General features: G+C 62.0%; 18 protein-coding genes. 10 read left to right on the forward strand and 8 right to left on the reverse strand.

Annotated elements, in window-relative coordinates; translation table 11 throughout:
• The first annotated feature begins 208 nt into the window (after positions 1–208).
• Positions 209–1,456, forward strand: a complete 1,248-nt coding sequence (gene glyA, locus BBA01S_RS05460; protein ID WP_027815548.1) for a serine hydroxymethyltransferase — start codon at positions 209–211, stop codon at positions 1,454–1,456.
• 87 nt (positions 1,457–1,543) lie between these two features.
• Here the strand turns inward: glyA and BBA01S_RS05465 are convergent, their stop codons facing one another.
• Positions 1,544–3,085 (reverse strand): methyl-accepting chemotaxis protein, encoded by a 1,542-nt coding sequence (locus BBA01S_RS05465; protein ID WP_027815549.1) that lies wholly within the window; start codon positions 3,083–3,085, stop codon positions 1,544–1,546.
• Positions 3,086–3,339: 254 nt separating this feature from the next.
• Between BBA01S_RS05465 and BBA01S_RS05470 the strand changes: the two genes are divergently transcribed.
• Together BBA01S_RS05470 and BBA01S_RS05475 are read left to right on the forward strand one after the other, a co-directional pair.
• Positions 3,340–3,681: an H-NS family nucleoid-associated regulatory protein gene (locus BBA01S_RS05470; protein ID WP_027815550.1), complete on the forward strand. Its 342-nt coding sequence runs from the start codon at positions 3,340–3,342 to the stop codon at positions 3,679–3,681.
• Positions 3,682–3,835: 154 nt separating this feature from the next.
• The gene (locus tag BBA01S_RS05475; protein WP_027815551.1) at positions 3,836–4,210 is read left to right on the forward strand and encodes a response regulator transcription factor; all 375 of its coding nucleotides are present in this window, start codon (positions 3,836–3,838) and stop codon (positions 4,208–4,210) included.
• A 25-nt stretch (positions 4,211–4,235) separates the two neighbouring features.
• Here BBA01S_RS05475 and BBA01S_RS05480 read toward each other — a convergent pair whose 3' ends face one another.
• From BBA01S_RS05480 to BBA01S_RS05490, 3 genes are read right to left on the reverse strand one after another with little or no spacing between them, the layout of a single operon-like run.
• A complete protein-coding gene (locus tag BBA01S_RS05480; RefSeq protein ID WP_042296029.1) occupies positions 4,236–10,238 on the reverse strand; it encodes a trifunctional serine/threonine-protein kinase/ATP-binding protein/sensor histidine kinase in 6,003 nt (2,000 codons plus the stop codon).
• A 54-nt stretch (positions 10,239–10,292) separates the two neighbouring features.
• Positions 10,293–10,949, reverse strand: coding sequence for a response regulator transcription factor (locus BBA01S_RS05485; RefSeq protein WP_042296030.1), 657 nt, complete (start codon positions 10,947–10,949; stop codon positions 10,293–10,295).
• A 58-nt stretch (positions 10,950–11,007) separates the two neighbouring features.
• The gene (locus BBA01S_RS05490; protein ID WP_245641424.1) at positions 11,008–11,742 is read right to left on the reverse strand and encodes a response regulator transcription factor; all 735 of its coding nucleotides are present in this window, start codon (positions 11,740–11,742) and stop codon (positions 11,008–11,010) included.
• 313 nt (positions 11,743–12,055) lie between these two features.
• Between BBA01S_RS05490 and BBA01S_RS05495 the strand changes: the two genes are divergently transcribed.
• Together BBA01S_RS05495 and BBA01S_RS05500 are read left to right on the forward strand one after the other, a co-directional pair.
• Positions 12,056–12,412, forward strand: a complete 357-nt coding sequence (locus BBA01S_RS05495; RefSeq protein WP_245641425.1) for a response regulator transcription factor — start codon at positions 12,056–12,058, stop codon at positions 12,410–12,412.
• A 203-nt stretch (positions 12,413–12,615) separates the two neighbouring features.
• The gene (locus tag BBA01S_RS05500) at positions 12,616–12,981 is read left to right on the forward strand and encodes a BON domain-containing protein (RefSeq protein ID WP_027815556.1); all 366 of its coding nucleotides are present in this window, start codon (positions 12,616–12,618) and stop codon (positions 12,979–12,981) included.
• A 61-nt stretch (positions 12,982–13,042) separates the two neighbouring features.
• Here BBA01S_RS05500 and BBA01S_RS05505 read toward each other — a convergent pair whose 3' ends face one another.
• The gene (locus tag BBA01S_RS05505; protein ID WP_245641426.1) at positions 13,043–14,260 is read right to left on the reverse strand and encodes a phthiocerol/phthiodiolone dimycocerosyl transferase family protein; all 1,218 of its coding nucleotides are present in this window, start codon (positions 14,258–14,260) and stop codon (positions 13,043–13,045) included.
• 445 nt (positions 14,261–14,705) lie between these two features.
• Between BBA01S_RS05505 and BBA01S_RS05510 the strand changes: the two genes are divergently transcribed.
• The 3 genes from BBA01S_RS05510 (at position 14,706) to BBA01S_RS05520 (ending at position 16,689) form a co-directional block, all read left to right on the forward strand.
• Positions 14,706–15,257, forward strand: a complete 552-nt coding sequence (locus BBA01S_RS05510) for an RNA polymerase sigma factor (RefSeq protein WP_027815558.1) — start codon at positions 14,706–14,708, stop codon at positions 15,255–15,257.
• Positions 15,254–16,141 (forward strand): anti-sigma factor family protein, encoded by an 888-nt coding sequence (locus BBA01S_RS40150; RefSeq protein WP_042296036.1) that lies wholly within the window; start codon positions 15,254–15,256, stop codon positions 16,139–16,141. The genes BBA01S_RS05510 and BBA01S_RS40150 overlap by 4 nt, the downstream gene beginning before the upstream one ends.
• A gap of 98 nt (positions 16,142–16,239) precedes the next feature.
• Entirely contained in the window at positions 16,240–16,689 is a 450-nt protein-coding gene (locus BBA01S_RS05520) for a universal stress protein (protein WP_245641427.1), read from the forward strand.
• Positions 16,690–16,706: 17 nt separating this feature from the next.
• On the opposite strand, the gene BBA01S_RS05525 is transcribed toward BBA01S_RS05520, so the two are convergent.
• Both BBA01S_RS05525 and BBA01S_RS05530 read right to left on the reverse strand, forming a co-directional pair.
• Positions 16,707–17,723 carry a sensor histidine kinase gene (locus BBA01S_RS05525; protein ID WP_027815560.1) on the reverse strand — a complete coding sequence of 339 codons (1,017 nt, stop codon included), beginning with the start codon at positions 17,721–17,723 and terminating at the stop codon, positions 16,707–16,709.
• 173 nt (positions 17,724–17,896) lie between these two features.
• Complete coding sequence (locus BBA01S_RS05530) at positions 17,897–19,177, reverse strand: epoxide hydrolase family protein (RefSeq protein ID WP_027815561.1); 1,281 nt, start codon at positions 19,175–19,177, stop codon at positions 17,897–17,899.
• 369 nt (positions 19,178–19,546) lie between these two features.
• Here BBA01S_RS05530 and BBA01S_RS40155 point away from each other — a divergent pair, with 369 nt between their 5' ends.
• The gene (locus BBA01S_RS40155) at positions 19,547–20,341 is read left to right on the forward strand and encodes a response regulator (protein WP_042296171.1); all 795 of its coding nucleotides are present in this window, start codon (positions 19,547–19,549) and stop codon (positions 20,339–20,341) included.
• A 138-nt stretch (positions 20,342–20,479) separates the two neighbouring features.
• Positions 20,480–21,688 carry a cytochrome P450 gene (locus tag BBA01S_RS05540; protein ID WP_027815562.1) on the forward strand — a complete coding sequence of 403 codons (1,209 nt, stop codon included), beginning with the start codon at positions 20,480–20,482 and terminating at the stop codon, positions 21,686–21,688.
• A 58-nt stretch (positions 21,689–21,746) separates the two neighbouring features.
• Here the strand turns inward: BBA01S_RS05540 and BBA01S_RS05545 are convergent, their stop codons facing one another.
• The gene (locus tag BBA01S_RS05545) at positions 21,747–22,259 is read right to left on the reverse strand and encodes a cytochrome P460 family protein (RefSeq protein ID WP_027815563.1); all 513 of its coding nucleotides are present in this window, start codon (positions 22,257–22,259) and stop codon (positions 21,747–21,749) included.
• Between the last annotated feature and the right edge of the window lie 7 nt (positions 22,260–22,266).

The following is a 22,266-nucleotide window of genomic DNA, read 5'->3' on the forward strand; positions in this document are numbered from 1 at the left end:
GCGCATAGCGTGTGGAATAAGCGCCCGTCCCTTCGGCTTGTCGCAATCGTTCTATCTTGGCGCGCCCCGCCTGGCTTTAAATAGCCGCAGTGCTGCCAGCGCAGCGCAGCCCCATAAAAAGCGCAAGAACCTGAGAGCCTAACCCGCTGACATCGCCGCCATTAGCCACTAAGTGCGGCGGCCTCGTCACACTGAAACTGGAAAAGACATGTTCAAACGAGCCGTCTCAACCATCGAGAATATCGATCCCGAACTCTTCGCCGCGATCGAAGCCGAAAATCGCCGCCAGGAAGATCACATCGAACTGATCGCGTCGGAGAACTACACCTCGCCCGCCGTCATGGCCGCGCAGGGTTCGCAGCTCACCAACAAGTACGCCGAAGGCTATCCGGGCAAGCGCTACTACGGCGGCTGCGAAAACGTCGACGTCGTCGAGCAGCTCGCGATCGACCGCATCAAGGCGCTGTTCGGCGCCGAAGCCGCCAACGTGCAGCCGAACTCGGGTTCGCAGGCCAACCAGGGCGTGTTCTTCGCCGTGCTCAAGCCGGGCGACACCATCATGGGCATGAGCCTCGCCGAAGGCGGCCACCTCACGCACGGCATGGCGCTCAACATGAGCGGCAAGTGGTTCAACGTCGTGAGCTATGGCCTCGACGCGAACGAAGATATCGATTACGACGCGCTGGAGAAGCGCGCGCACGAAACCAGGCCGAAGCTCATCATCGCGGGCGCGTCGGCATTCGCGCTGCGCATCGATTTCGAACGTATTTCCAAAGTCGCGAAGGCCGTTGGCGCGTACTTCATGGTCGACATGGCGCACTACGCCGGCCTGATCGCGGCGGGCGTGTACCCGAACCCGGTGCCGTTCGCCGACTTCGTCACGACGACCACGCACAAGAGCCTGCGCGGCCCGCGCGGCGGCGTGATCCTGATGAAGGCCGAGCACGAAAAGGCCATCAATTCGGCGATTTTCCCCGGCATCCAGGGCGGCCCGCTGATGCACGTGATCGCCGGCAAGGCGGTGGCGTTCAAGGAAGCCGCATCGCCGGAATTCAAGACCTACCAGCAGCAAGTGGTCGAGAACGCACGCGTGCTGGCTGAAACGCTGGTCAAGCGCGGCCTGCGCATCGTTTCGGGCCGCACGGAAAGCCACGTCATGCTGGTCGACCTGCGTGCGAAGAACATCACGGGCAAGGCGGCAGAAGCCGTGCTGGGCAGCGCGCACATCACCGTGAACAAGAACGCGATCCCGAACGACCCGGAAAAGCCGTTCGTGACGAGCGGCATCCGCCTGGGTTCGCCGGCGATGACGACGCGCGGCTTTGGCGTGAAGGAAGCCGAGCAGGTCGGCAACCTGATCGCCGACGTGCTCGACAATCCGGAAGACGCAGCAACGATCGAGCGCGTCAAAGGGCTGGTCGCCGAATTGACCCAGCGCTTCCCCGTTTATAGCTGAGTTTCTTAAGCTAAAAAGCGCGGTCGTAACAGACCGCGCTTTTTTTGCACCGCTGCAACAGGCCCGCGAAAGCAGGCAATGCCGCGCTTATGCGGCAATCCGGAACACCCCTACCGTCGAGCGCAAACGCGTCGCCTGCTCATCGAGCGCCGCCGCGGCCGCCGCCGCCTGCTCCACCAGCGCCGCATTCTGCTGCGTGACGGTATCCATCTGCGAAACCGCCAGGTTGACCTGCTCGATGCCCGTGCTCTGTTCGACCGTCGCGGCTTCGATTTCGCCCATGATGTCGCTCACGCGCGAGATCGACTGGACGATTTCGCGCATCCGCTCACCGGCTACGGCGACCTGGCCCGAACCCACATCGACGCGCGCCACCGACGAGCCGATCAAGCCCTTGATGTCCTTCGCCGCCGCCGCGCTGCGCTGCGCGAGCGCCCGCACTTCACCGGCCACGACCGCAAAGCCGCGGCCTTCTTCGCCCGCACGCGCGGCTTCGACGGCCGCGTTCAAGGCCAGAATATTGGTCTGGAATGCAATGCCCTCGATCGTGCCGATAATGTCGCCGATGCGCCGGGACTCGTCGGCAATGCCCTGCATGGTCTCGATCACCTCGCTGACGGCGCTGCCGCCGCGTCCCGTGGCCTCGGATGCCAGCATCGCGAGCTGACGCGCCTGGCGCGCGTTTTCGGCGTTCTGCTTGACCGTCGACGTGAGTTGCTCCATGCTCGCGGCCGTTTCTTCGAGCGACGCGGCCTGCTCCTCGGTGCGCTGCGAAAGGTCGGCATTGCCATGCGCGATTTCCGACGAACCCGTGGCGATCGAATCGCTCGACTGCTGGATGCCCTGCACCAGCTCGCGCAACTGGCCGCGCATTTCGTTGAGGGCGTACATCAGGCTCGACCGGTCGTCATGCGCCAGCGAGACAGGCGCCGTGAGATTGCCCGCTGCGATCTGCGCGGCCAGCGCGGCGGCATCGGCAGGTTCGCCGCCGAGCGCGCGGCGGACACTGCGCGTCATGAGCCACGCCATCGTGCCGACCACCGCGAAAATCAGCACGGCAATCACGATCATGATGCGCGCGACACGCCAGAACGCGGCGTCGATATCGTCGTAAAAGAATCCCGTGCCGATCCACCATTGCCACGCTGGAATCGCTACCACTCCCTGCAATTTCGGTTCGAGCGGGCTATTGGCCGAGCGGTGAATCAACACGTCCACGAGCGCAATATGCTGGTTTTGAAGGCCCTGCGCATACGCCTGCGTGTCGGTAAGGTCGCCAATCGTCGTACGATTACCGCCGGTTTTCGTGCCGATCAGCGCCGGATTCGGATGCACGAGGTTGATGCTGTCCGTCGTGGTGATCCAGTAGTAGCTTTTACTATCGGCATTTAACTCGCTAATGGCCGCTTTTGCGGCATTTTGCGCATCGGCGCGCGAGAGTTTTCCCTGCGCTTCCTGAGCCTGGTAATAAAGCGCCAGATGCTCGGCTTTCAGCAGCAGGTTGCTGATTTCCTGCTGCCGGCTTTCAACCAGCGACTGTTTCAATTGCGACAGGGTCAGCGCGGCGATGCAAACGACACCGACGAGCGCGGTGCCCACGAGAAGGATCAGCTTGGTTGAGACTTTCATTTCGGCTCGAAAAGGTCTGGAAACACGGCGTTCACGGCGTCAAAATTAACCGTTTGGTTAATGCATATCGGCACCGGGCCGGCCTTCTTGAGTCGGGGCAAATGCTGGAATACGGCATGCGCCGTTACGTTACCTTTCCCACAATAATTAATGGATGCGCCTGGCATAGTAGGCTTTGTCCCTTGTGTTATCCTGGTGAGGTATGATTTACACCGGCCTGCACGACGGATTCGTTGCAGGCGGAGACAACCAGAATGGATGAAAGAAAGCGCGACAGCATCGTGGCCTACCTCCAGCGCAGGATGGCCGAATTCAATATCACGCCCGAGGCGATCGCCGCATCGATCGCAGAAGATCAACGCCGTGTTCTCGCGGTGAAGTATCGGGATGCCTTTGGCAATGGATGGGACGGAGAAGGCGCAGCCCCGCAATGGGTGGTCCAGGCGACCAGCGCAGGACAGTCCCTCGAACATTTTTCGGTTCGCAAGGCCCAGGAAAAACCATCGAACAAGCCCGCCGGCGTGGACTGGCGCGACGACCCGTTTGCAGGCACCCGCCTCGCCACCGTCAAGGCCGAGCCGCTTCAAGCACCCTGAGCGCAGCGAGCGCGTCTGGCGCCCTCACGCCTGCATTTTCGCCACGCTATACAAGCGTATGATTCCGCCTGACGAATTCCGCCATTAATATCGATCCTGTCGATACGCGCTGGAATTCCGCTCCATCGCGACATCGCTGTTCAGGAGATCATGCGTGTCAGCCGCTCATCACGTCTGCGTGGTCGACGACGATCAGTCAGTCCGGGTCGCCCTCGCCAGTTTGCTCCGCTCTTTCGAATATGAAGTCGAGACCTTCGAATCGGGCACCGACGTACTGCGCTGGCTGGCGTATAACCGCACCGCGTGCATCGTTTCCGACCTTCAGATGCCGGGCCTGTCGGGCCTGCAAATGTACCAGGGCATGCTCGATATGGGCATACGCACACCGCTCGTGCTGATCACGGCCTATCCCACCGCCGGGGTCGAAGCCAAAGCGTTGTCGATGGGCGTGCGCGCGTTTCTCACGAAACCCGTGAGCGGGAGCGTCCTGGAGATGCATGTGCAGAACGCCATCGCGGCGCAGGGCTAGAAGCGAAACGCACGGGTCGCAGCGCTCACGCCGCCACGCCGTCGGCCGCGCCCGCTTCCGCCGCACACAATTCGAAACAGAACGTCGCGCCGCCATCGTCGTTATTGAACGCCCAGATGGAGCCGCGATGCTCCTCGATAATCGAGCGGCAAATGGACAGCCCCAGTCCCATGCCGTCCGATTTCGTCGTAAAGAACGGCTCGAACAGCCTGTCGACGATATCGCCCGCGATGCCCGTGCCCGAATCGCTCACGCTCACGCGCACCGACTGCGCACCCGCCAGTTCCGCCGAGATTTTCAGCACCCGCGTGCCGCCCGACGAACGCAGGATCGAATGCATGCCGTTGAACACCAGGTTCATCACCACCTGCTGAATCTGGATCTTGTCGGCGGCCACTTTCGGCAAATCGTCGCCGCCCACCACGCGCAGGCGGATATCATGCTTCTCCATTTCCTGGCGCACGAGCGCCACCACTTCGGTCACGGTCTGCGTCAGGTCGATAGGCGTGCGGTTCGAGCGCTCCTTGCGCGCGAGCGCACGCAGGCGATTGATGACCTCGCTGGCGCGATCCGCGTCGCTCACGATGCGCGCGAGATTGTTGCGCGCCTCGTCGATTGACGGCACCGCGCGATTGAGCCAGCGCATGCCCGCCTCGCCGTGTGTGATGATGGCCATGAGCGGCTGTTTCAGGTCGTGCGCAAGCGACGCCGTCAGTTCGCCCAGCGTCGACACGCGCGTGACGTGCGTGAGTTCCGCCTGCGCACGCAGCAGGGCATTTTGCGCCTGATGAATCTCGGTCATGTCGGCGAGCGCGCCCACATACTCCACGGTGCGCGAAACGGACGCGATGGGCCTGGCCACCATGCGCAGATATTTGAGTGCGCCGGTCGCGACCTGCACGCGATATTCGGCCTCGATAATCGATGCGCCCTCTTCGGCCTCGCGCAGCGCGCGCCTGACCTGGTCGACGTCGTCGGGATGAATGCGCTCCAGGATCAGGCCCATATGCGCGTGCAGCGGCTCGTCCATTTCGAGGATGCGATACGTCTGCGCCGAGCACGTCATTTCGCGCGAATCGACATTCCAGCCGATGCTGCCAATATTGCTGAGCCGCTGCGCTTCCGAAAGGTACATCTCGCTGCGCCGCAAAGCATCTTCAAATGCGCGCCGGTCGGTAATATCGGTCGTCGAGCCAATATATTCGCGTGTACCTTTTTCACCGCCCGACCAGGGGCGGAAAATAACCTGCAAGCGGCGCAAGCTGCCATCGTCCTGGACGGTCGAGAATTCGAAGCGATAGAGCGCGTCTTCAGTGACCGCCTGTACGAAGATCTCTTTAAAGCGTGGATGGTCGTCGACATGCACGCGCGCGAGACACATTTCGATGGTCGGCTGCTCGCACGAGAATTCAATGCCCCAGAGTTCGTAGTTTTCGCGCGACCACAGCAGGCGGCCCGTCACCGTGTTCCAGATAAACGTGCCGGTCTTGCTGATGCGCTGGCCCTCCTCCAGGAAAGCCTCGCTGCGGCGCAAACGCTGTTCGGTATGACGGCGCTCGACGTTTTCGCGCTTGAGCTCCGAATAAAGCCGCGCATTCTCGATGGAAATGGCCGCCTGCGCCGCCAGCATATTCATCAGCTTGACGCGCGCGGCATCGAATACGAAAGGCGTGACGCCATTTTCCATATAGAGCACGCCCACCAGCCCCGCATGACGCAACAGGGGCATGCACAGCAGCGAGCGGCAACGCCCCGAACTCAGGTAACGATCGTCGCAGAAGTCGTTGGGCTCCGTGCCATCGTCGATCACGACCGTTTCGTGCGCCCGCATGACGTGGCGAATCACAGCAAGCGGCGCCAGCGATTCGCAAAGATCCATTTCCCTGGCTTCGACGATGATGCCATTGCCTTCGTAACCTGCTTCGGCGGCAATCTGCAGGCGCTCGCCCGACCAGAGCATCAGCAATGCGCGCTGCGCACCGCTGTGGCGCACTGCAAGCTGCATGAATGCGTGCACCAGTTTGTCGAGGTCGATTTCACTCGACACCGCCTGGGACAGTTGCACCATCGCGGCCACATCGACCGTGCCTAACAGCGCGGCCTGACCGGCGGCATGGCGCGTGGAATGCGCGGTTTCGCGCAGGAAATGATATTCCTGCTCAAGGCTGCGCACCTTTGCGTCCGCACCCCATAGCGCGTAGGCGTCGCGCGCCGAACGCAAGCAGGCATGCGCCACCGACGTCAACCCGCGCTGCCGGTAAAAGTGCGCTGAACATTCACGCGCCATCGCCTCGTAATGCGGCTGTCCGTTCTCGCGCGCGAGTTCGATCGCGCGTTCGTATTCCTGCTCCGCCTGCGCATAGTCGCCTACGAGGCGCGCCTGTTCGGCGACGACCAGTGCGTAGCGGCTGCCGTAGTTCTCAGGCGCGCCCTGCGCCCACGCCTTGAGCCGCCCGATGGCGTCGGCCAGTTCGCGCTCGATCAGGCTGCGCTGCGCTTCCTGCGGCTCGTCATCCAGCACGCGCAAGAGTGCGAGCGCACGCAGGAAGTAATAGGTCACCTCGATCGGCATGGCCATCACGGCGCCCAGCAACGGCTCGATTTCCCTTGCGCGCGCAACTGCATCGGCAAACCGGCCGCGCAGGCAATCGGCCTTCATTTCCATGATCGCTGCAAAGGCAATCCCGCAACCAAACTGCGTTTCGTGCAGGAACGCAAGCCGTTGTTCCGGCGTGGCGGCCATGTCCGAATCCACGGCCTCGACGGCTTCCACGCCCTGCAAGCGCAGCAGGAACTTCAGTTCGAGTTCGATCGTGGCGCAGATCGTCTGGTTGCGCAGTTCGCTTGCAAAGCGCAGGTTCTCGCGGCACAGGCGCGTCACCTCGTCGAGGTGCTCGCCGCGCTCGTATGCCTGCCAGATGCTTTCGAAGGCGATATAGCCCGCGTAAATGAAATCGCCGGCTTCCACGCAATGGCTCATTGCATGGCTCAAGACAGGTATCGCCGCGCGAAACGGCCGCCGCCAGATCAGAATATGGTTGCCGTGCAAATGCAGCAGCGTGCCGGTCAAGCGTGCTTCGCCATGACGTTCGTTGACTGCCAGCGCAAGCTCGGAAAAACGCAGGGCCAGTTCGAAATCGCGCGAGACCCCCACTAGCAGCAGCGCGTAAATCGCGTAGATATAGCCCGCCAGCCGCGAGTTTCCGCGCGCGAGGCACAACTCGGCTGCCTTGATGACCAGCAGCGGAAACAGCTCCTGCTTGCAGATATAAGCGCTGGGAATCGCATCGACGATCAGGCCGATCACGGCGTCGTGCCTGGCGTCCTCCACGCAGCCGCGTGTCGCCAGCGCGGCGACTTCGTGCGGCGGATATTGCTCGCGCAATGCCGCGAGCTTCTGCGCGACGAATGTCGGGTCGCTGCTCGCTTCCTGCACGTCGATCTTCAGCAGCGCCAGCGTTTCGAGCGTCGTCTCCACCGCACGCCGATAGTCGCCCGACGCCTGATGGACGCGAATCTCCATGCGCCGCGCGCTCACGCGCTGCAACTGGTTGCCCGCGCATCGAACCGCATTGCGCGCGGTTTCGGTTGCGCGCGCGTAGTCGCCCGTGAGGTACTCGCATTCGGCCAGGTCGAGCTGCAAGCGAAACACGTCGATATGCGCCGCGCTCACGCCGCGTTGCACGATGAGATTCTGCGCGTGAGTCAGGTACTCGCGCGCCGAACTCCAGGCGGCCGCCACGCGGGCCGCATTGCCCGCCATCACGTCGAGTTCGACGAGCCGTGCCAGGTCTTCGCGGCACAGGATGCGCTGCGAGCGGTTCAAGTGCCCGACCACCTCGAATACCTCGGCGGCGCCCGGCGACCCGGACATCGTACTGAGCAGCCTCGCGCCGATCTGTGCATGTGCACGCTCGCGCGCCGCTTCGTCGAGCAGCGCGTACGAAGCTTCCTGCACACGGTCGTGCGCGAAACGGTAGGCATCGCCCTTGCGCGAGACAAGACCGGCATGCTCCGCCTCCTGCAGCGTTTCCTGCACCGTCTGGCTATCTGCGCCCAGCACGCGCGCCAGCGCGCCGATGCGCGTCGTGCCGCCCACGCAGGCAAAGAACGCCAGCACCTGCTTGGTCTCGTCATTCAGGCGCGTCAGCCGCAACGTCAGCAGGTCGACGACGTTGTCGGTGTAGCCCTTGTCGCGGATCCGGTCGATATCCCACGTCCAGCCTTCGCCGGGCGAAGCGGCAACGATCAGCCGCTCCTGCATCAACTCGCGCAGGAACTCGATCGTGAAGAAGGGGTTGCCCGCCGTCTTTTCGAAGATCACCGAAGCGAGCGGCGTCACGGCCTCGGGCTGCGCGCCCAGCGCCTCCGAAATCAGAATGACGATGTCCGCGTGTGTCAGCGGCAACAGGCCGATTCTGGCCGTCGCCTTGCGAGCGGACAGGATGCTGTTGAGGCGTTCGCTTGCCACGCGCGAACGGCCCGGATCGATACTTCGATGCGCGAGCACCAGCAGCAGATTATTAATTTCGGTGTCCGACGCAAGTCCATCGATGATATCGAGCGTGCCCGTATCGAGCCACTGCACGTCATCGAGCATCAATACGAGCGGGCGCTGACGGTCGGAAAACAGCATCAGGAAGCGCTTCAGGGTCATCATGAAGCGGTTGGTCGCTTCCTGCGGCGGCAATGCCTCGACCTCGGGCTGTGCGCCCACCACGGCCGCGATCTCCGGCACCAGGCTGACGATCAGCGCGCCACTCCTGCCGACGGCCTCGTCGAAGCGCTGTTTCCAGAGCGCGATTTCAGGCGCGGACTTTCCCAGCAGCGGGCGCACGAGTCCGCGCAAGACCTGGACAAACGCCGCATAGGGCACGCTGTCGTTGTACTGATCGAATTTTCCGAGCGTGAAATGCACGCCCGCCGTGCCGATATTGCGCTTGAACTCTTCGATCAGGAACGTCTTGCCGACGCCGGGATCGCCTTCGACAATCACCGCGGCGGCTTCGCCCGATTTGCGCACACGTTCGAGCGCACCGTGAAGCTGCTCAAGTTCGCGCTCGCGCCCATATGTCCGCACGGGGAAAAGCACCGGCGCGTTATGATCGGCCCGGCCGAATCGCGCGGCGGGGCCTTCCGCGCCGTGGGCGGCTTCTTCCAGACAAAGCTGGAGATCCGCCTCCACGCCGGCGGCGCTCTGGTAACGGTCGTCGGCAAACTTGGCCAGCAGCTTGTTGATGACGAATTCGATCTCCGCACGAATATCCGGCACCGTGCGGCTCAATGGCCGCGGCGTGGTGACGAGATGCGAATAGATCCATTCGTCGCGCCCCTGCGCATCGAACGGCAGATGTCCGCAAAGCAACTGATACAGCAGGACGCCGAGCGAATAGAGATCGCTGCGCGGGTCGCCGCGCTGATTGAGGACGCTCGTGCGCTCGGGAGCGAGGTAAGGCAACTGGTAGCCCGATATCACGCCGCTATCGCTGCCGCCCACAGGTTGGCCATCAATGCGGTTAGCGCTGCCAAATCCCGTGATCCAGACGCGCGATTGGGTATCCGCGAAAATATTCGCTGGGCGCACTTCATGGTGCACGATGCCGCACGCGTGCATGCTCTTGAGCGCAGCCGCAAGCGACGTCGCAAGCGCAAGGAAGCGGCCGGGCGAACAGCCGGGGCCGATCTCGCTGCTCAGCGGCGCGCCGTCGCAATGCTGCAACGTAAGCAGAAACTGGCTGCCAGAGCGAAACAGCCCCAGCGGACGCAGGCCCCATTGCGCGTCAATCGATACTCGCAGGGCGTGTTCGTTCTCGAACGATGCGAGCAGCTCGCGAGAGCCGCGTTCCTCGGAGGGCGCCTTGACGATAAGCGGCTGCGCGCACGCATCGGTCGTGACGCGAACCATCACCACGTCGCCCTCGCGCTGGAGCACTTCCGCAGTCAAGATGCGTCCGTGAATTTCTGCGGCGCCCGTCGCCTCCCAACCCGGAATATCGGCGATCGGAAGCCGCCCCGCTCCTGCTGCCATACGTCTCCCCAAGACTAATCGCTGCGCGTGCGTGAGCGCTTTCACTCAGCACGTTCAATTGTTCGCGTATTGCGAGGCGCTGATCACTTCCATTTTTCTCACGAGATCGGCGACGGATTGCGCTTCGAGCTTGCGCATCGCCGAGCTGCGGTGAATCTTCACCGTGATTTCGCTGAGTTTCAATTCGCCGGCAATCTGCTTGTTCAGCAGGCCTTCCACCACGTACGACACGACTTCGCGCTCACGCGAGGTCAACAGGTCGTAACGCGCGCGCAGCGACGCCTCCGCGCGGGCGCGCTCGCGCCACGCCGCATGACGGCCCAGTGCCGTCGACACCGCATCGATCACGCGCTGCTCGCGAACCGGCTTGGTGAGAAAGTCGATCGCGCCGGCCTTCATGGCCCGCACCGACATTTCAATATCGCCATGCGCCGTCATGAAGACGATCGGCATGTCGATTTCGTAGCGGCTCGCGCTCTGCTGAAAACTCAGGCCGCTTTCGCCGCGCAAGCGCACGTCCAGCAGCAGGCAGCCTGGCAGGTCTTCTTTGGGTGCACGCAGAAAGTCGTCGATGCGCGTAAAAGTACGGGCAACGAAACCGGACGAGCGCAGCAAGCTGGACAGGCCCTCGCAAATCGACTCGTCATCGTCGATCACGTAGACCACTCCGCCTTCGATTATCGGCGCAACCTGCATTGCGTTCTTGTCCATTACCGTCCCCATGCAGCCCTGCCGGTTATTTTCACCACACGCGTGGCCGCAACCGCGATTACCCGCGGGCAAGTTGCAACGTGCGAATCTTTCTCACCAGTTCCGCCGTGGTGCGCGCCGCCAGCTTTTTCATGGCGCGCGCACGGTAAATCTTCACGGTCATTTCGCTGAGTTCCAGTTCGTTCGCGGCGGCCTTGTTCATATAACCCGCCGCGACGAGCATGGCGATATCGCGCTCGCGCGGCGTCAAGGTCGCGAACTGCTCCCTCAACTCGCTTGCCTGCCGGTATTTCGCCAGGCGCACGGCGTCGCGATCCAGCGCTTCGGTCACGGATTCGATCATGTCCTGGTCGCGAAACGGCTTGGCCAGGAAATTGATGGCCCCGGCCTTCATGGCGCGCACCGACATTTCGATGTCGCCATAGCCGCTCATGAATATGATGGGCATGACAATATCATTGGCCGCCGCCCACCTCTGGAATTCCAGTCCGCTTTCGCCTTTCAGGCGCACATCCAATATCAGGCAACTCGGAATATCCGCGCGTGCACGCTCGCAGAACTGCGCCGTGGAGGCAAAGGTCTCGACATGAAACCCCACCGATTCCAGCAGTCCCTTGAGCGCGTCGCGAAGCAACTCGTCATCGTCGACGACAAATACGATGGATCCAGCGGGTTCCGCGCAGATTCGATTCGCGGCGCCGTTTGCCTCGAAACTCATTGGCGACAGCGATCCCATTACGGCGCGGTTCACCCCATGTCGTCCTGATTCACGATCGCTCTCGGGAATAGGCATGCCAAGCTCCTCCGGTGTCTGATTTCAGGCGTCAGTACAAGGGAATGCCTCGCGCCTGGCAGGCGCGATTATTTGCAATCATTATGTAAGCGTCTTTGGCTGAGCGAGATGGCGCGGGCCTGGCGGCTCTATCCTTGCAGCATATTACCCACGGATAGCGGCTAACCCTATCTATACCTCCGTATAATTTTGGCGACTGGAGGTCTCCTGTAAGCTTGGGCCGGGTACACGCGACGGATCACAAATCACATCGCCATTCCGCGCCCCAGCACGACAAGGGAGAAATGCTTTGTGTACGCCACACGTGATCTGGGTGGTCGACGACGACCCATCGGTGCGCTGCGGGCTGTCCAGTTTCCTGCGCTCATTCGACTATGACGTCGTGACATTCGAGTCCGCAACGGACATGCTGGCCGCAATAGGCGACGCAACAGGCGACCGGCAGCCCCACTGCGTCATATCGGATGTCCAGATGCCCGGAATGACCGGCGTCCAGATGTTTCTGCGCATGATCGACGCCGGTATTCGCCTGCCCACGATCTTCATTACTGCCTATCCCATGCCCGCACTCCAGCAACAGGCCCTGGAGAACGGTGCTATCGCGTTCCTGATCAAGCCGGTCAGGGGCAACGATCTTGCCGACGCCATCGCCACCAGCCTCGCGACGTAAATCGTCCTGCAACACCCCTATTTTTCGCGCCTTCACTCGCACCCCGCACCACCAACCCAACGTATGACGCCCTGTTGACTTTCGTATAGGGTGAGCCACCGAACGTCTGATGGAGATGCCAGGAGCCGCAGATTATGCTTCTCGACGGGACAAGACCCGCAATGACGACTTCCCGCTCATCCCTCAAGTCAACAGGTGATTACATGACGCTTCGCTACAAGGTACTGACGGGCGCACTCGCCGTGCTGCTCTCCACGGCCGCTCTCGCACAGAGCGCCACGCCCGCGGCCGACACGGCTGCTCCGACCAGGGCCCAGCTTCGCGCCCAGATGCGCGCCGACCGCGCCGCCAACCACGCGCTGGCGAAGCAGGTACACGACGCGCTGTACAAGAACAAAGACCTGAACGATACGGACATCGCCGTGTTCGCCAACAAGCGCACCGGCAAGATCATCCTGGCAGGCACGATTCTCGACGAATCGCAAGACCAGGTTGCTCAGGACACCGCATCGAAAGTGCCCGGCGTCGAGTCGGTTGCAACGAAGCTGACGCTTTACGCAGCACCCTGATCCTGCGGGCTTGATCGCAGTTGGCGTGCGCCGGTTTGTCCGGCGCGCGCCTGTTGGCGCTTCAAGCGGCCACGGCCTCGCTCAATACGCGCTGCACTTCGTCGAGCAAGCCCGGCATCGCGTCATAGCTCGTGTGGGCAAGACGCAATACGCCGCCAAGCGTGCAGACGCCGACGACCTGGTCGTCCGCGAAACCCGAGCTCACGAACGGCCCCCACAACGCTTCCAGCGCAAAGCCCTCGTACGCCAGGCCAATCGGCTCACTGCCCAGATTGGACAACAGCACGTCGAACGCGAGCATATGCGAGAGAAAGCCTGCTGCGTCGTCGACCGACGGATTCGAGGCCATGAAGCCATCGAGCGCTTTTGTTTCGCGCACAACCAATTCATGACTCTGCGCGGGAGCAAGCTGTCCCTTGACATCGCGAGCCGCATTCCAGAACGGCGCACCGAGCTCACGGTCGTCTATCGTAATGGTCTGCGTGATGTAGACACCGTTGGCGGTGCTCACGCCATCGACCGATTTACGCAGGTCGATCGGCGTCACGGTGCGAATGGGCCGCTCGCGCCAGCCCTGCGACAGACGCCGCCCCGCCTCATGAACCGCCGCCGCAATTGCGCCGTGCACCGTAGTGCGTTCCTTGCGCGAACGTTCGATCAGCGCGTGCGTCAGTTGCGCACTGAGCGCGAGCGTCGCGACGTCAGGGCATGCCCCTGAAACGGCGCGAAATGCCTTGGCCTCGGGCGCCGGCGCCATCTCGCCCGACACGGTTGCCACCTCCATTTGCGCTCGTAGAATGCCTTCGAGCGGCGCGACGAGCGGCTGCGCCTTGAGCGTCGCGCCCGACAACGCTCGCAGCAGGTCTTCCATCAGATACGCACCGCCCAGCCCGTCCAGCACCGCATGATGCGCAGTCAGGACGATGGTCGAATGTCCGTCACGCTGCAAAACCGTTGCGCGCACAAGCGATGCCGATGACCAGTCCACCGCCGTGGCCATTTCCCGGCGCACTTCCTCTTGCCACGACGCCGGCGCGTCATCGACCAGCCGCAAGGCAATCTGCGCCTCGACATCGTGGTGAAAGGCCGGAGCCGAATCGGCGCCGATCGCAATACGTGCGCTAAGCAGCGGGTGGCGCTGCTGGACTGCGCGCAGCGCCGCGCGCCATTCTTGCGGCGCGAATACCTGGTCGATCTGCGCAACCAGCGTGAAATGAATCGGGCGATTCCGGTCGATCAACCAGAACAGATGTTCGGTGGCGCCCAGTTTGCGGATCAATGCGGGTTCTGGTGCCCCTGGTTTCTGAGTGCCTTGAATATCCGCGAGCTCGTTTCGCATATGCATTCCGTGTTCATGAAAGAGAAGAAAGCGCCGGAGATCGTCGCTTGATCAATTTGCCTCATGACCCAGAACACTCATGCGTAGCACTCCATTCCATTGCGTTCGCATCATTGCCGCGCGGACGGACTTGTGTCGCCATGTATCTGCTTTTCGCGCCTTGATACAAAGGTTTTCAATAAACGTCCGATCAGACATATAGCAGATACCTGGCGCCGTTTAAATGCACGGGTCTGCAACGCCTCATGCGCCCGATTCGACGTCACCTGGTCGAAGGCCGCGAAAGCCGTCGTGGATGGAATTTCCTTCACCCGCCGGGTGTTCTGGTCAAGGCGACGGTTTCGCCGCTTACCCCTATCGTCGACACATGAACTCAATCAGGACGATGACGGCTGCTGAACTGTCCGCGCAGCTGCCGTCCATGCTGCCGCGCCTGTGGGCATTCGCGCTGCGCATTTCGGGCGATCAGCACGACGCCGAAGATCTCGTGCAACGCGCCTGTGTGCGCGCGTTGGAGCGCGCGCACCAGCTTCAACCGGGCACGTCGCCACTGAGCTGGATGTTCTCCATCGTACAATCCACCTGGCTCAACGAAGTCCGTGCGCGCGGCGTGCGCAACCGCTCGGGCACGGAATGGGACGAAGGATTGCTGGAGACCGTCCCGGATCCTTCCGCGAAGACGCCGGAGGAACAGGCGATGAACGGCCAGATCATTCGGGCCGTGCAGCAGTTGCCGGAGACGCAGCGCGTCGTCATGCTGCTCGTGGCCGTGGAAGGATTGAGCTACAGCGAAGCCGCCGAAGCACTGGACGTGCCGATCGGCACGATCATGAGCCGGCTTTCCCGGGCACGCCAGGCGATTGGCGCGCTGTTCAGCGAACAGAAAAAAGCAGGACGCGCAACACGCGCAGCGACCAGCAAGGAAATTGGCGCATGACTATGGATGACATCCTGCTCATGGCTTATGTTGACGGCGAACTCACGCCGCGCGAACGCGAGGACGTAGAGCAGTCGATCAGCGCATCGCCCGAGATCGCGCAGCGTGTGGCGCTATTCGCGGCTTCCGCGCTCAACTATCGGCAGGCGTTCGCTTACCAGAAGCTCCCCGCCGTTCCCGAGCGGCTCAAGATCGAGCTGGCTGAACTCAGTCGCGCGCACGCCGGCGCGCACGAAGCCAGTCACTGCGATTCTCATGCCAGCCCTAAATTCAAGGTATTTTCGCGTCTTGCCGCACGCTTTCGCATGTCTTCAGGCCTTTCCGTGCCGCGTCTCGCGATGACGTTCGCCGCGGGTGCGCTCAGTTGCGCATTTGTATTGCGCTTCGTGATCGACTGGCCCCACGCCGAAAGCGGCGCGTCTGCCGACGCACAACACGTAGCGGCGGCCGGCGTTTCGCCATGGGTCGCGGCGGCGGTGACCTATCAGCAGCTTTATACGCGCGATACGGTCGCATTCGATTCACCCGCACCCAGTTTGGCCTCGCAGGTCGTCGCGCAGATTCATCAAGAAGACAGCGTGCCGATCCACATACCCGACCTGCGCGCTGCCGGCCTGACCTTTACGCGCATCCAGCGCCTGCGCTTTCACGGCAAGCCGCTGGTGCAGATCGTCTATTTGCCCAAGGCCGGTTTGCCCATCGCCTTGTGCGTGATGAAGGACGACAAGCCGGACGCAACGATGACGCATCAGCGCGTGGAAAGCATGAATGTGCTGACCTGGCGGCGCGCCAATCTCAGCTACGCCTTGATCGGTTCGCTGGACGACGGTCAGTTGCTTGAGATCGGCAAGCAGATCGCCCGTCCTTCTACACAGGATGGCTAAGCAACGAAGATAGGGAATAAATCCGCATAACGGGCTGTTCTGGTGACGCAACCTTCATTCAGGCGTCAGCCATGACGCCGTTACGTTATCGGCACACCATGTCTTCCCTTTCCCGCATGCTTCTGGTTTATGACGGCACGAGCGAAGCGCGCGCGGCGCTTGAGCGCTGCTCGCAGCTTTCGCTCGCATTGTCCGCTCCCGTCGATGTCGTCGCCATTGTCGATGCCGAGCGCGCCAACGCGAATTGCTGCGGCATGCTTTCCGATGTCGCGTACACGCATATGGAAGAGCACGCCCGCCAGACGCTGGGCGACGCCGTCAGCCAGTTGGAGAAAATCGGTATCGCGGCTAATGGATACGTAAAATTCGGCAGCATTGCCGAAGTGGTCACGCGTCACGCGCAAACCTTCAATCCCGACTTGATCGTACTGGGCCATCGCTCGCGAGGCAAACGCGCGGCCTGGTGGAGCGAGCGTCCCGCTCACGTCCATCTTGCCGAGCGCCTGCAAGGCACGACGATCGTGACGGTCACGCTCGCGGCGGATTAGCCAATTAGCCAGCGCGCTTACGCTGTCAACAACGGCAGCGTCAAACGCGCCTCCAGGCCGCCCGTCGCGCGATTGGCCAGCTCAAGTTCGCCGCGCATCGCAAGCGTCAGGCGGCGTGCAATCGCCAGGCCCAGTCCGCTGCCGTGCGCATCGCTTGCCGTCTCCGGTGCGCGATACCAGGCCGCAAAGACCGCATCCAGGCGCGCGGGAACAATACCCGGCCCGGAATCCAGCACAGCAATCACGAGACGCTCAGCATCCACGCGCACGCAAAGACGCACGTCCACGCCATAGCGCAACGCATTGTCGATGAGATTCACGAGCACGCGTCGCAGCGCATGCGGGCACGTCACCAGCGCACGCCCCACCTGTCCTTCGAGTTTGACGAGGCGCCCGGCGTCACGATAATCGGCAATCAACGCATCTAGCAGGCCATCGGCATCGACGGCGCGCATGGGTTCTTCCGCGCTGCACTGCATGCGCGCGCACGAAAGACTCCCCTCGACCAGTTCGGCCATTTCGGCGAGATCGCGGCCAAGCGCGTCTCTTAGCGCTGCGTCTTCGACGAGCTCGCTTCGCATGTTCATGCGCGTGAGCGGCGTGCGCAGATCGTGCGCATAGGCGGCGAGTACGTGCAGCAGTTCCGCCTGACGCCGCGCCCGATGGCGCGAGCACGCATTGATGGCACGAGCAAGGTGCGCGACTGGCGTCGGCCCCATTGACTCCGGTAGAACGGTGTCGGCTGCTTCGCCGGGGTTGCGTACGAGCGTGTCGGTCATACGCTGAAGATGAATGCGCAACTCAGCGACTTTAAGCGCGACAAGCGCAATCGCAAGCAAGGCAGGCAACAGAACCGGCAGGCCGACGCTAACCAGCATGCGCCAACTGAGCGCCTGCGTGGCGAACGACGCGTAGAGACACGCAAGCGCGAGCAGCACCCACAAGGCCCGGGCCGACGCATCGAAGGAAAAGCGCGCAAGCGCACACGCACGAGTGTCGAAGGATCCGGCGGGGGCGATGGCGTGCGCGTTCATAGGCGTTCTCCTGTTCTAATCGATTCGTACGGGAAGGAACGCGCAACAGAAAGGCGGCCGACGCCCTGCCCGGCAGCGTCAGAATAGGGCACGTGGAACGTGACCGCCAGTATATGAACGTATAGGTTCCGCGCTACCGGGGTTCAGTCCCGCGCGTAGCCCCAAGCCCTGATTTACGCCAGTTTGCGCATGGGACGGAATCCCGCACGCACTTCCTGCGCAAACAGTTGCGGCTCCTCCCAGGCCGCAAAGTGGCCGCCCTTATCGACCTTGTTGAAATAAACGAGGTTGTGATAGGCGCGTTCGGCCCAGCTGCGCGGAGCCTGATAAATCTCGCCAGGAAATACGGTGATCGCCGTGGGCAGCGAAATATCCACCGCGTTGAAATTATTCGAGTGATCTTCCCAGTAAATCTGCGCCGACGAAGTCGCGCTATTGGTCAGCCAGTAAAGCGAAATATCGTCGAGTATTTCATCGCGCGTCAACGAGCGCTCAGGCACGCCGCCGCTATAAGTCCATTGCGAAATCTTGTCGTACATCCACGCTGCCTGACCGACCGGCGAATCGGCCAGTGCATAACCCACGGTCTGGGGCCGCGTCACCATCATCGCCGAATAACCGCAATTGTCACGATAGAACACATTGAGTTTGTCGAACGCGTTCTTCTCGTCTTCGGAAAGCCCGGCTGGAGCCGGTTCGCTCAGCGCCAGCGCACGAGCGATATCCGGCGGCACGGTCGCGGGCATATTGACGTGAATGCCGATCAATCCCTTGACGTGCTGCATCGCCATGCGATGCGAGACGACCGAGCCGCAATCGCCACCCTGCGAAACGAAACGCTCGTAACCCAGCCGCGACATCAGCTCGCCCCATGCGCGCGCGATATGGTCGGAACCCCAGCCCGTCGTGGTCGGCTTGCCCGAAAAGCCGAAGCCCGGCAGGGACGGCACGACGACGTGGAAAGCGTCGTCGGCGCTGCCGCCAAATGCGGTCGGATCGGTCAGCGGGCGGATCGCCTTGGTCAGTTCGAAAATCGAGCCGGGCCAGCCGTGCGTCATGATCATCGGCAACGCGTTCTCGTGGCGCGAGCGCACGTGAATGAACTGAATATCAAGCCCATCGATTTCCGTGATGAACATGGGAAAGCCGTTGAGCTTTGCCTCGCCTTTGCGCCAATCATAATCGCTGCCCCAGTATTGAACCAGTTGCTGCATGCGCGCGAGGCGCACGCCCTGGGATTCGTCGCCAACGGTTTCCTTGCCAGGCCAACGCGTATTGGCAAGACGCCGCTTCAAGTCGACCAGCGCCGAATCAGGAATATGGGCCTTGAATGGGCGGATTTTCGTGTTTTCAGTGGCGGCGTAAATCGCTTTGGGGAAGAACGCAAGCGCACCGGCGGCGGCAGTGGCGGCCAGCAAAGTACGGCGCAGCGGAGAAAAAGTATTCTCGGGCATTTTTGGCATCCTGTTTATGAGAGGTCTTGATATCGACGCGGCAATACCGAAATCCGGCGATGTCGGGCTAAAACCGTTGACGATCATTTCCGGAAAGTCGGCTCTCATTTAAAACAGGCTATGTATCTAGTATGTGTCCGCAATGTAATGTTTCGTAAGCCACGAACAGTGAGATTATTCCCCGCCGATTTTCTGACTATTTTCCGCAGACGCCTGCTGCGTCTTTTCCAGCCCGCTTATACCAAGGTATAGGTGCGCCTATCCTTAGTCATCGCTTGCCACAATCCATCATGGAATAGCCCGAATTCCGCAATCGGGTTAGCCTGATGCATGCGGTATCGATATGCCGCAGCATCGCTTATGACCATCATGGAAAAAATCGACCACATCCTGGTTGTCGACGACGACCGCGGCATACGCGAACTGATCACGACTTATCTCGAACGAAGCGGCATGCAGGTTTCGAGCGCGTCGAATGGGCGCGAAATGCATGAAAGTCTCATCAGGCACACGCCCGACCTGATTCTTCTCGACCTGATCCTGCCTGGCGAAGACGGGCTTGCGCTCTATCGCGCGCTGCGCGAAAGCCGCCATCGCATGGTGCCCGTCGTGATGCTGTCGGGCCGCGGCGATGTCACCGACCGGATCATCGGGCTCGAAATGGGCGCCGACGACTACATGGCCAAGCCGTTCCAGGCGCGCGAGCTGCTCGCCCGCATCCGGGCGGTACTGCGCCGCACGCGCATGCTGCCGCCCGCCCTTCAGCCCGTGGAAGACGCATGCGTGCTGAGTTTCGGCGACTGGCGGCTCGATACCACCGCGCGCCATCTGCTGGAATCCGACGACACGGTGGTGACGCTAAGCGGTGCCGAATATCGCTTGCTGCGCGTGTTTCTCGATCATGCGCAACGGGTCTTGACGCGCGATCAGTTGCTCAATCTCACCCAGGGCCGCAATGCCGATTCGTTCGACCGCTCGATCGATCTGCTCGTGAGCCGGCTGCGGCAAAAGCTCAACGACACAGCGCGCGCAGCGCGCTACATCAAGACGCTGCGCAACGAGGGCTATGTGCTGTCGATGGCGGTCACCGTCCATCACGACATGCGCGAGCCGCCGACGCGCGGCGCGAGCGTGCAAATCGACGGCGAGGCGCTGTGTTACTAGCTTCGTTTCTAGCCGTCCTCGCCTGCTCGCTCTAAAAATATTTCACGGAATAAAAGCCGTGCTTCGCGTGTTCCCGAAGAGACGGCAGCGCCACTGGCGCGCTACGCTCTCACTACGCTCATTGCCCCGACCATTCCTATGCAATTTTCCGATTTCTCCTCGCCCGCTTTCTTCGCCAATCCCTATCCGATGTATGAAAAGATTCGCGCGGCAGGGGCGCTTTTGCCGGTGGCGCCGAATGCCTTCGTGACCGGGCGTTTCGAAGTGGTGGACGCCCTGCTGCGCGACCCGCGCATGGGCAAGACCTATCTGCAGAGCGTTGCCGCCCGCTATGGCGCGCAAGCGACGGCACAACCCGTCTTTCAGTCGCTGAACCGCACGCTGCTGATGATGAACCCGCCTTCGCACACGCGCTTGCGCGCCCTGCTGATGAAGACATTCAACGCGCGGCAGATCGAGAAATTGACGTCGATTGTCGAAGCGACGACGCAGGAATTGCTTGAGCGCGTGGGCTCGCAAGCCGGGTTCGACCTCGTGAGTGACTTTGCTTATCCGCTGCCGGTGCAGATCATCTGCCGGCTGCTCAACATTCAAGTTGCGCAGGCAACGATATTGGGTGGCGCGGCCAGCCAGCTCGTCGCCGCATTCGATCTTGCTCCGCTCGATGCCGATGCGCTGCGCGCAGCCGACGAAGCGGCGCTCACGCTGGAACGCTACTTTCAGGAGATTGTGGAGCAGCGGCGCGCACAACCAGGCGACGACCTGATCTCCGCGATGCTGGGCGTGGAGGACGCGGGTTCGACGCTCACCGACGAGGAAATTGTGTCGAATGCAGTCCTGCTCTTTATCGCGGGCCACGAGACGACGTCCAATATGATCGGTAACACGATGATCGCGCTGTTTCGCCATCCTCGGCAGATGGCGGCGTTGCAGCAGGATCCCACGCTGTTGCCGCGTGCCATCGCCGAATGTATGCGTTACGACGGCGCGGTGCAGATGCTGGTGCGTACGGCATTTGAAGACCTGACAGTGGCCGGCGTGACGCTCGCGCGCGGTTCGGTCGTTTTCATGCTGGTAGGCTCGGCGAATCGCGATCCGGCCATGTTCGCGCAGCCCGATACGCTGGACTTCGCGCGCACGACGGGCGCGACATCGCTGTCGTTCGGCGCCGGCATTCACTATTGCCTGGGCGCACGGCTTGCCATGCTCGAAATGGAGGTCGCCATTCGGTCGCTGCTTGCACGCTTTCCCGAGATACGTCCGGTCGATATCGATGCACTCGAATGGCATCGCCGCAACAATCTGCGCGGCGTGACAAGTCTGCCCGTGCAAACCGGCGCGCGTTGAGGCGCCGGTTGTTCCGGAAGCTCCGGGCGTTCGGCACTCCGACGCCCGGAGCGACGATTCACGGCGCGTAACGCGTGAACACGTAGTCGCGATCCTTCACGCGCGCGGCGTGGCAGGCGAAGCAGGTCTGATGCTGAGCCAGGTCGGCGGGCATACCGTTGATGAAGCGCCCGAAACCCCAGCCGCCCGTCGACGCGTATTTGCGCGAGTCCTTCACCATGATTTGAACCGTGGTGGGCGCGCCGGGCACCGTCGCCGGTTCGAAGTCATCCGAGTGCTTTTTCTTGTACGCCAGCTTGACCAGAATGGTGCCGTCCGGGAACGGCAAGGTGGCATCTTTAATCGCCTTGATGGCGACCGGATTGCCCAATACCACGCGCAATTCGTCGAGCGGCGCGGCTTCCGCCGCAGGCGCGATCATCTGCCATTCGCGGTAGCCTTCGGGAATCGTCACGCCATAAATCGGCGATGCGGCAGGCGTTGCGTCCGCAGCGACTGCGGCCTGATTCGCGCCCGCTACGAGCACCATCAGCGCGGCAATAATCGGGCTGCCAAAGCGAAATAACTTCATCCGTCGT

The sequence above is a fragment of the Paraburkholderia bannensis NBRC 103871 genome (assembly GCF_000685015.1).
Taxonomy (GTDB): Bacteria; Pseudomonadota; Gammaproteobacteria; order Burkholderiales; family Burkholderiaceae; genus Paraburkholderia; species Paraburkholderia bannensis.

Coding starts and splice junctions, on each gene's coding strand:
- glyA (WP_027815548.1), top strand. CDS start 209: ATGTTCAAACGAGCCGTCTCAACCATCGAGAATATCGATCCCGAACTC.
- BBA01S_RS05465 (WP_027815549.1), bottom strand. CDS start 3,085: ATGAAAGTCTCAACCAAGCTGATCCTTCTCGTGGGCACCGCGCTCGTC.
- BBA01S_RS05470 (WP_027815550.1), top strand. CDS start 3,340: ATGGATGAAAGAAAGCGCGACAGCATCGTGGCCTACCTCCAGCGCAGG.
- BBA01S_RS05480 (WP_042296029.1), bottom strand. CDS start 10,238: ATGGCAGCAGGAGCGGGGCGGCTTCCGATCGCCGATATTCCGGGTTGG.
- BBA01S_RS05485 (WP_042296030.1), bottom strand. CDS start 10,949: ATGGACAAGAACGCAATGCAGGTTGCGCCGATAATCGAAGGCGGAGTG.
- BBA01S_RS05490 (WP_245641424.1), bottom strand. CDS start 11,742: ATGCCTATTCCCGAGAGCGATCGTGAATCAGGACGACATGGGGTGAAC.
- BBA01S_RS05500 (WP_027815556.1), top strand. CDS start 12,616: ATGACGCTTCGCTACAAGGTACTGACGGGCGCACTCGCCGTGCTGCTC.
- BBA01S_RS05510 (WP_027815558.1), top strand. CDS start 14,706: ATGACGGCTGCTGAACTGTCCGCGCAGCTGCCGTCCATGCTGCCGCGC.
- BBA01S_RS40150 (WP_042296036.1), top strand. CDS start 15,254: ATGACTATGGATGACATCCTGCTCATGGCTTATGTTGACGGCGAACTC.
- BBA01S_RS05520 (WP_245641427.1), top strand. CDS start 16,240: ATGTCTTCCCTTTCCCGCATGCTTCTGGTTTATGACGGCACGAGCGAA.
- BBA01S_RS05525 (WP_027815560.1), bottom strand. CDS start 17,723: ATGAACGCGCACGCCATCGCCCCCGCCGGATCCTTCGACACTCGTGCG.
- BBA01S_RS05530 (WP_027815561.1), bottom strand. CDS start 19,177: ATGCCCGAGAATACTTTTTCTCCGCTGCGCCGTACTTTGCTGGCCGCC.
- BBA01S_RS40155 (WP_042296171.1), top strand. CDS start 19,547: ATGGAAAAAATCGACCACATCCTGGTTGTCGACGACGACCGCGGCATA.
- BBA01S_RS05540 (WP_027815562.1), top strand. CDS start 20,480: ATGCAATTTTCCGATTTCTCCTCGCCCGCTTTCTTCGCCAATCCCTAT.
- BBA01S_RS05545 (WP_027815563.1), bottom strand. CDS start 22,259: ATGAAGTTATTTCGCTTTGGCAGCCCGATTATTGCCGCGCTGATGGTG.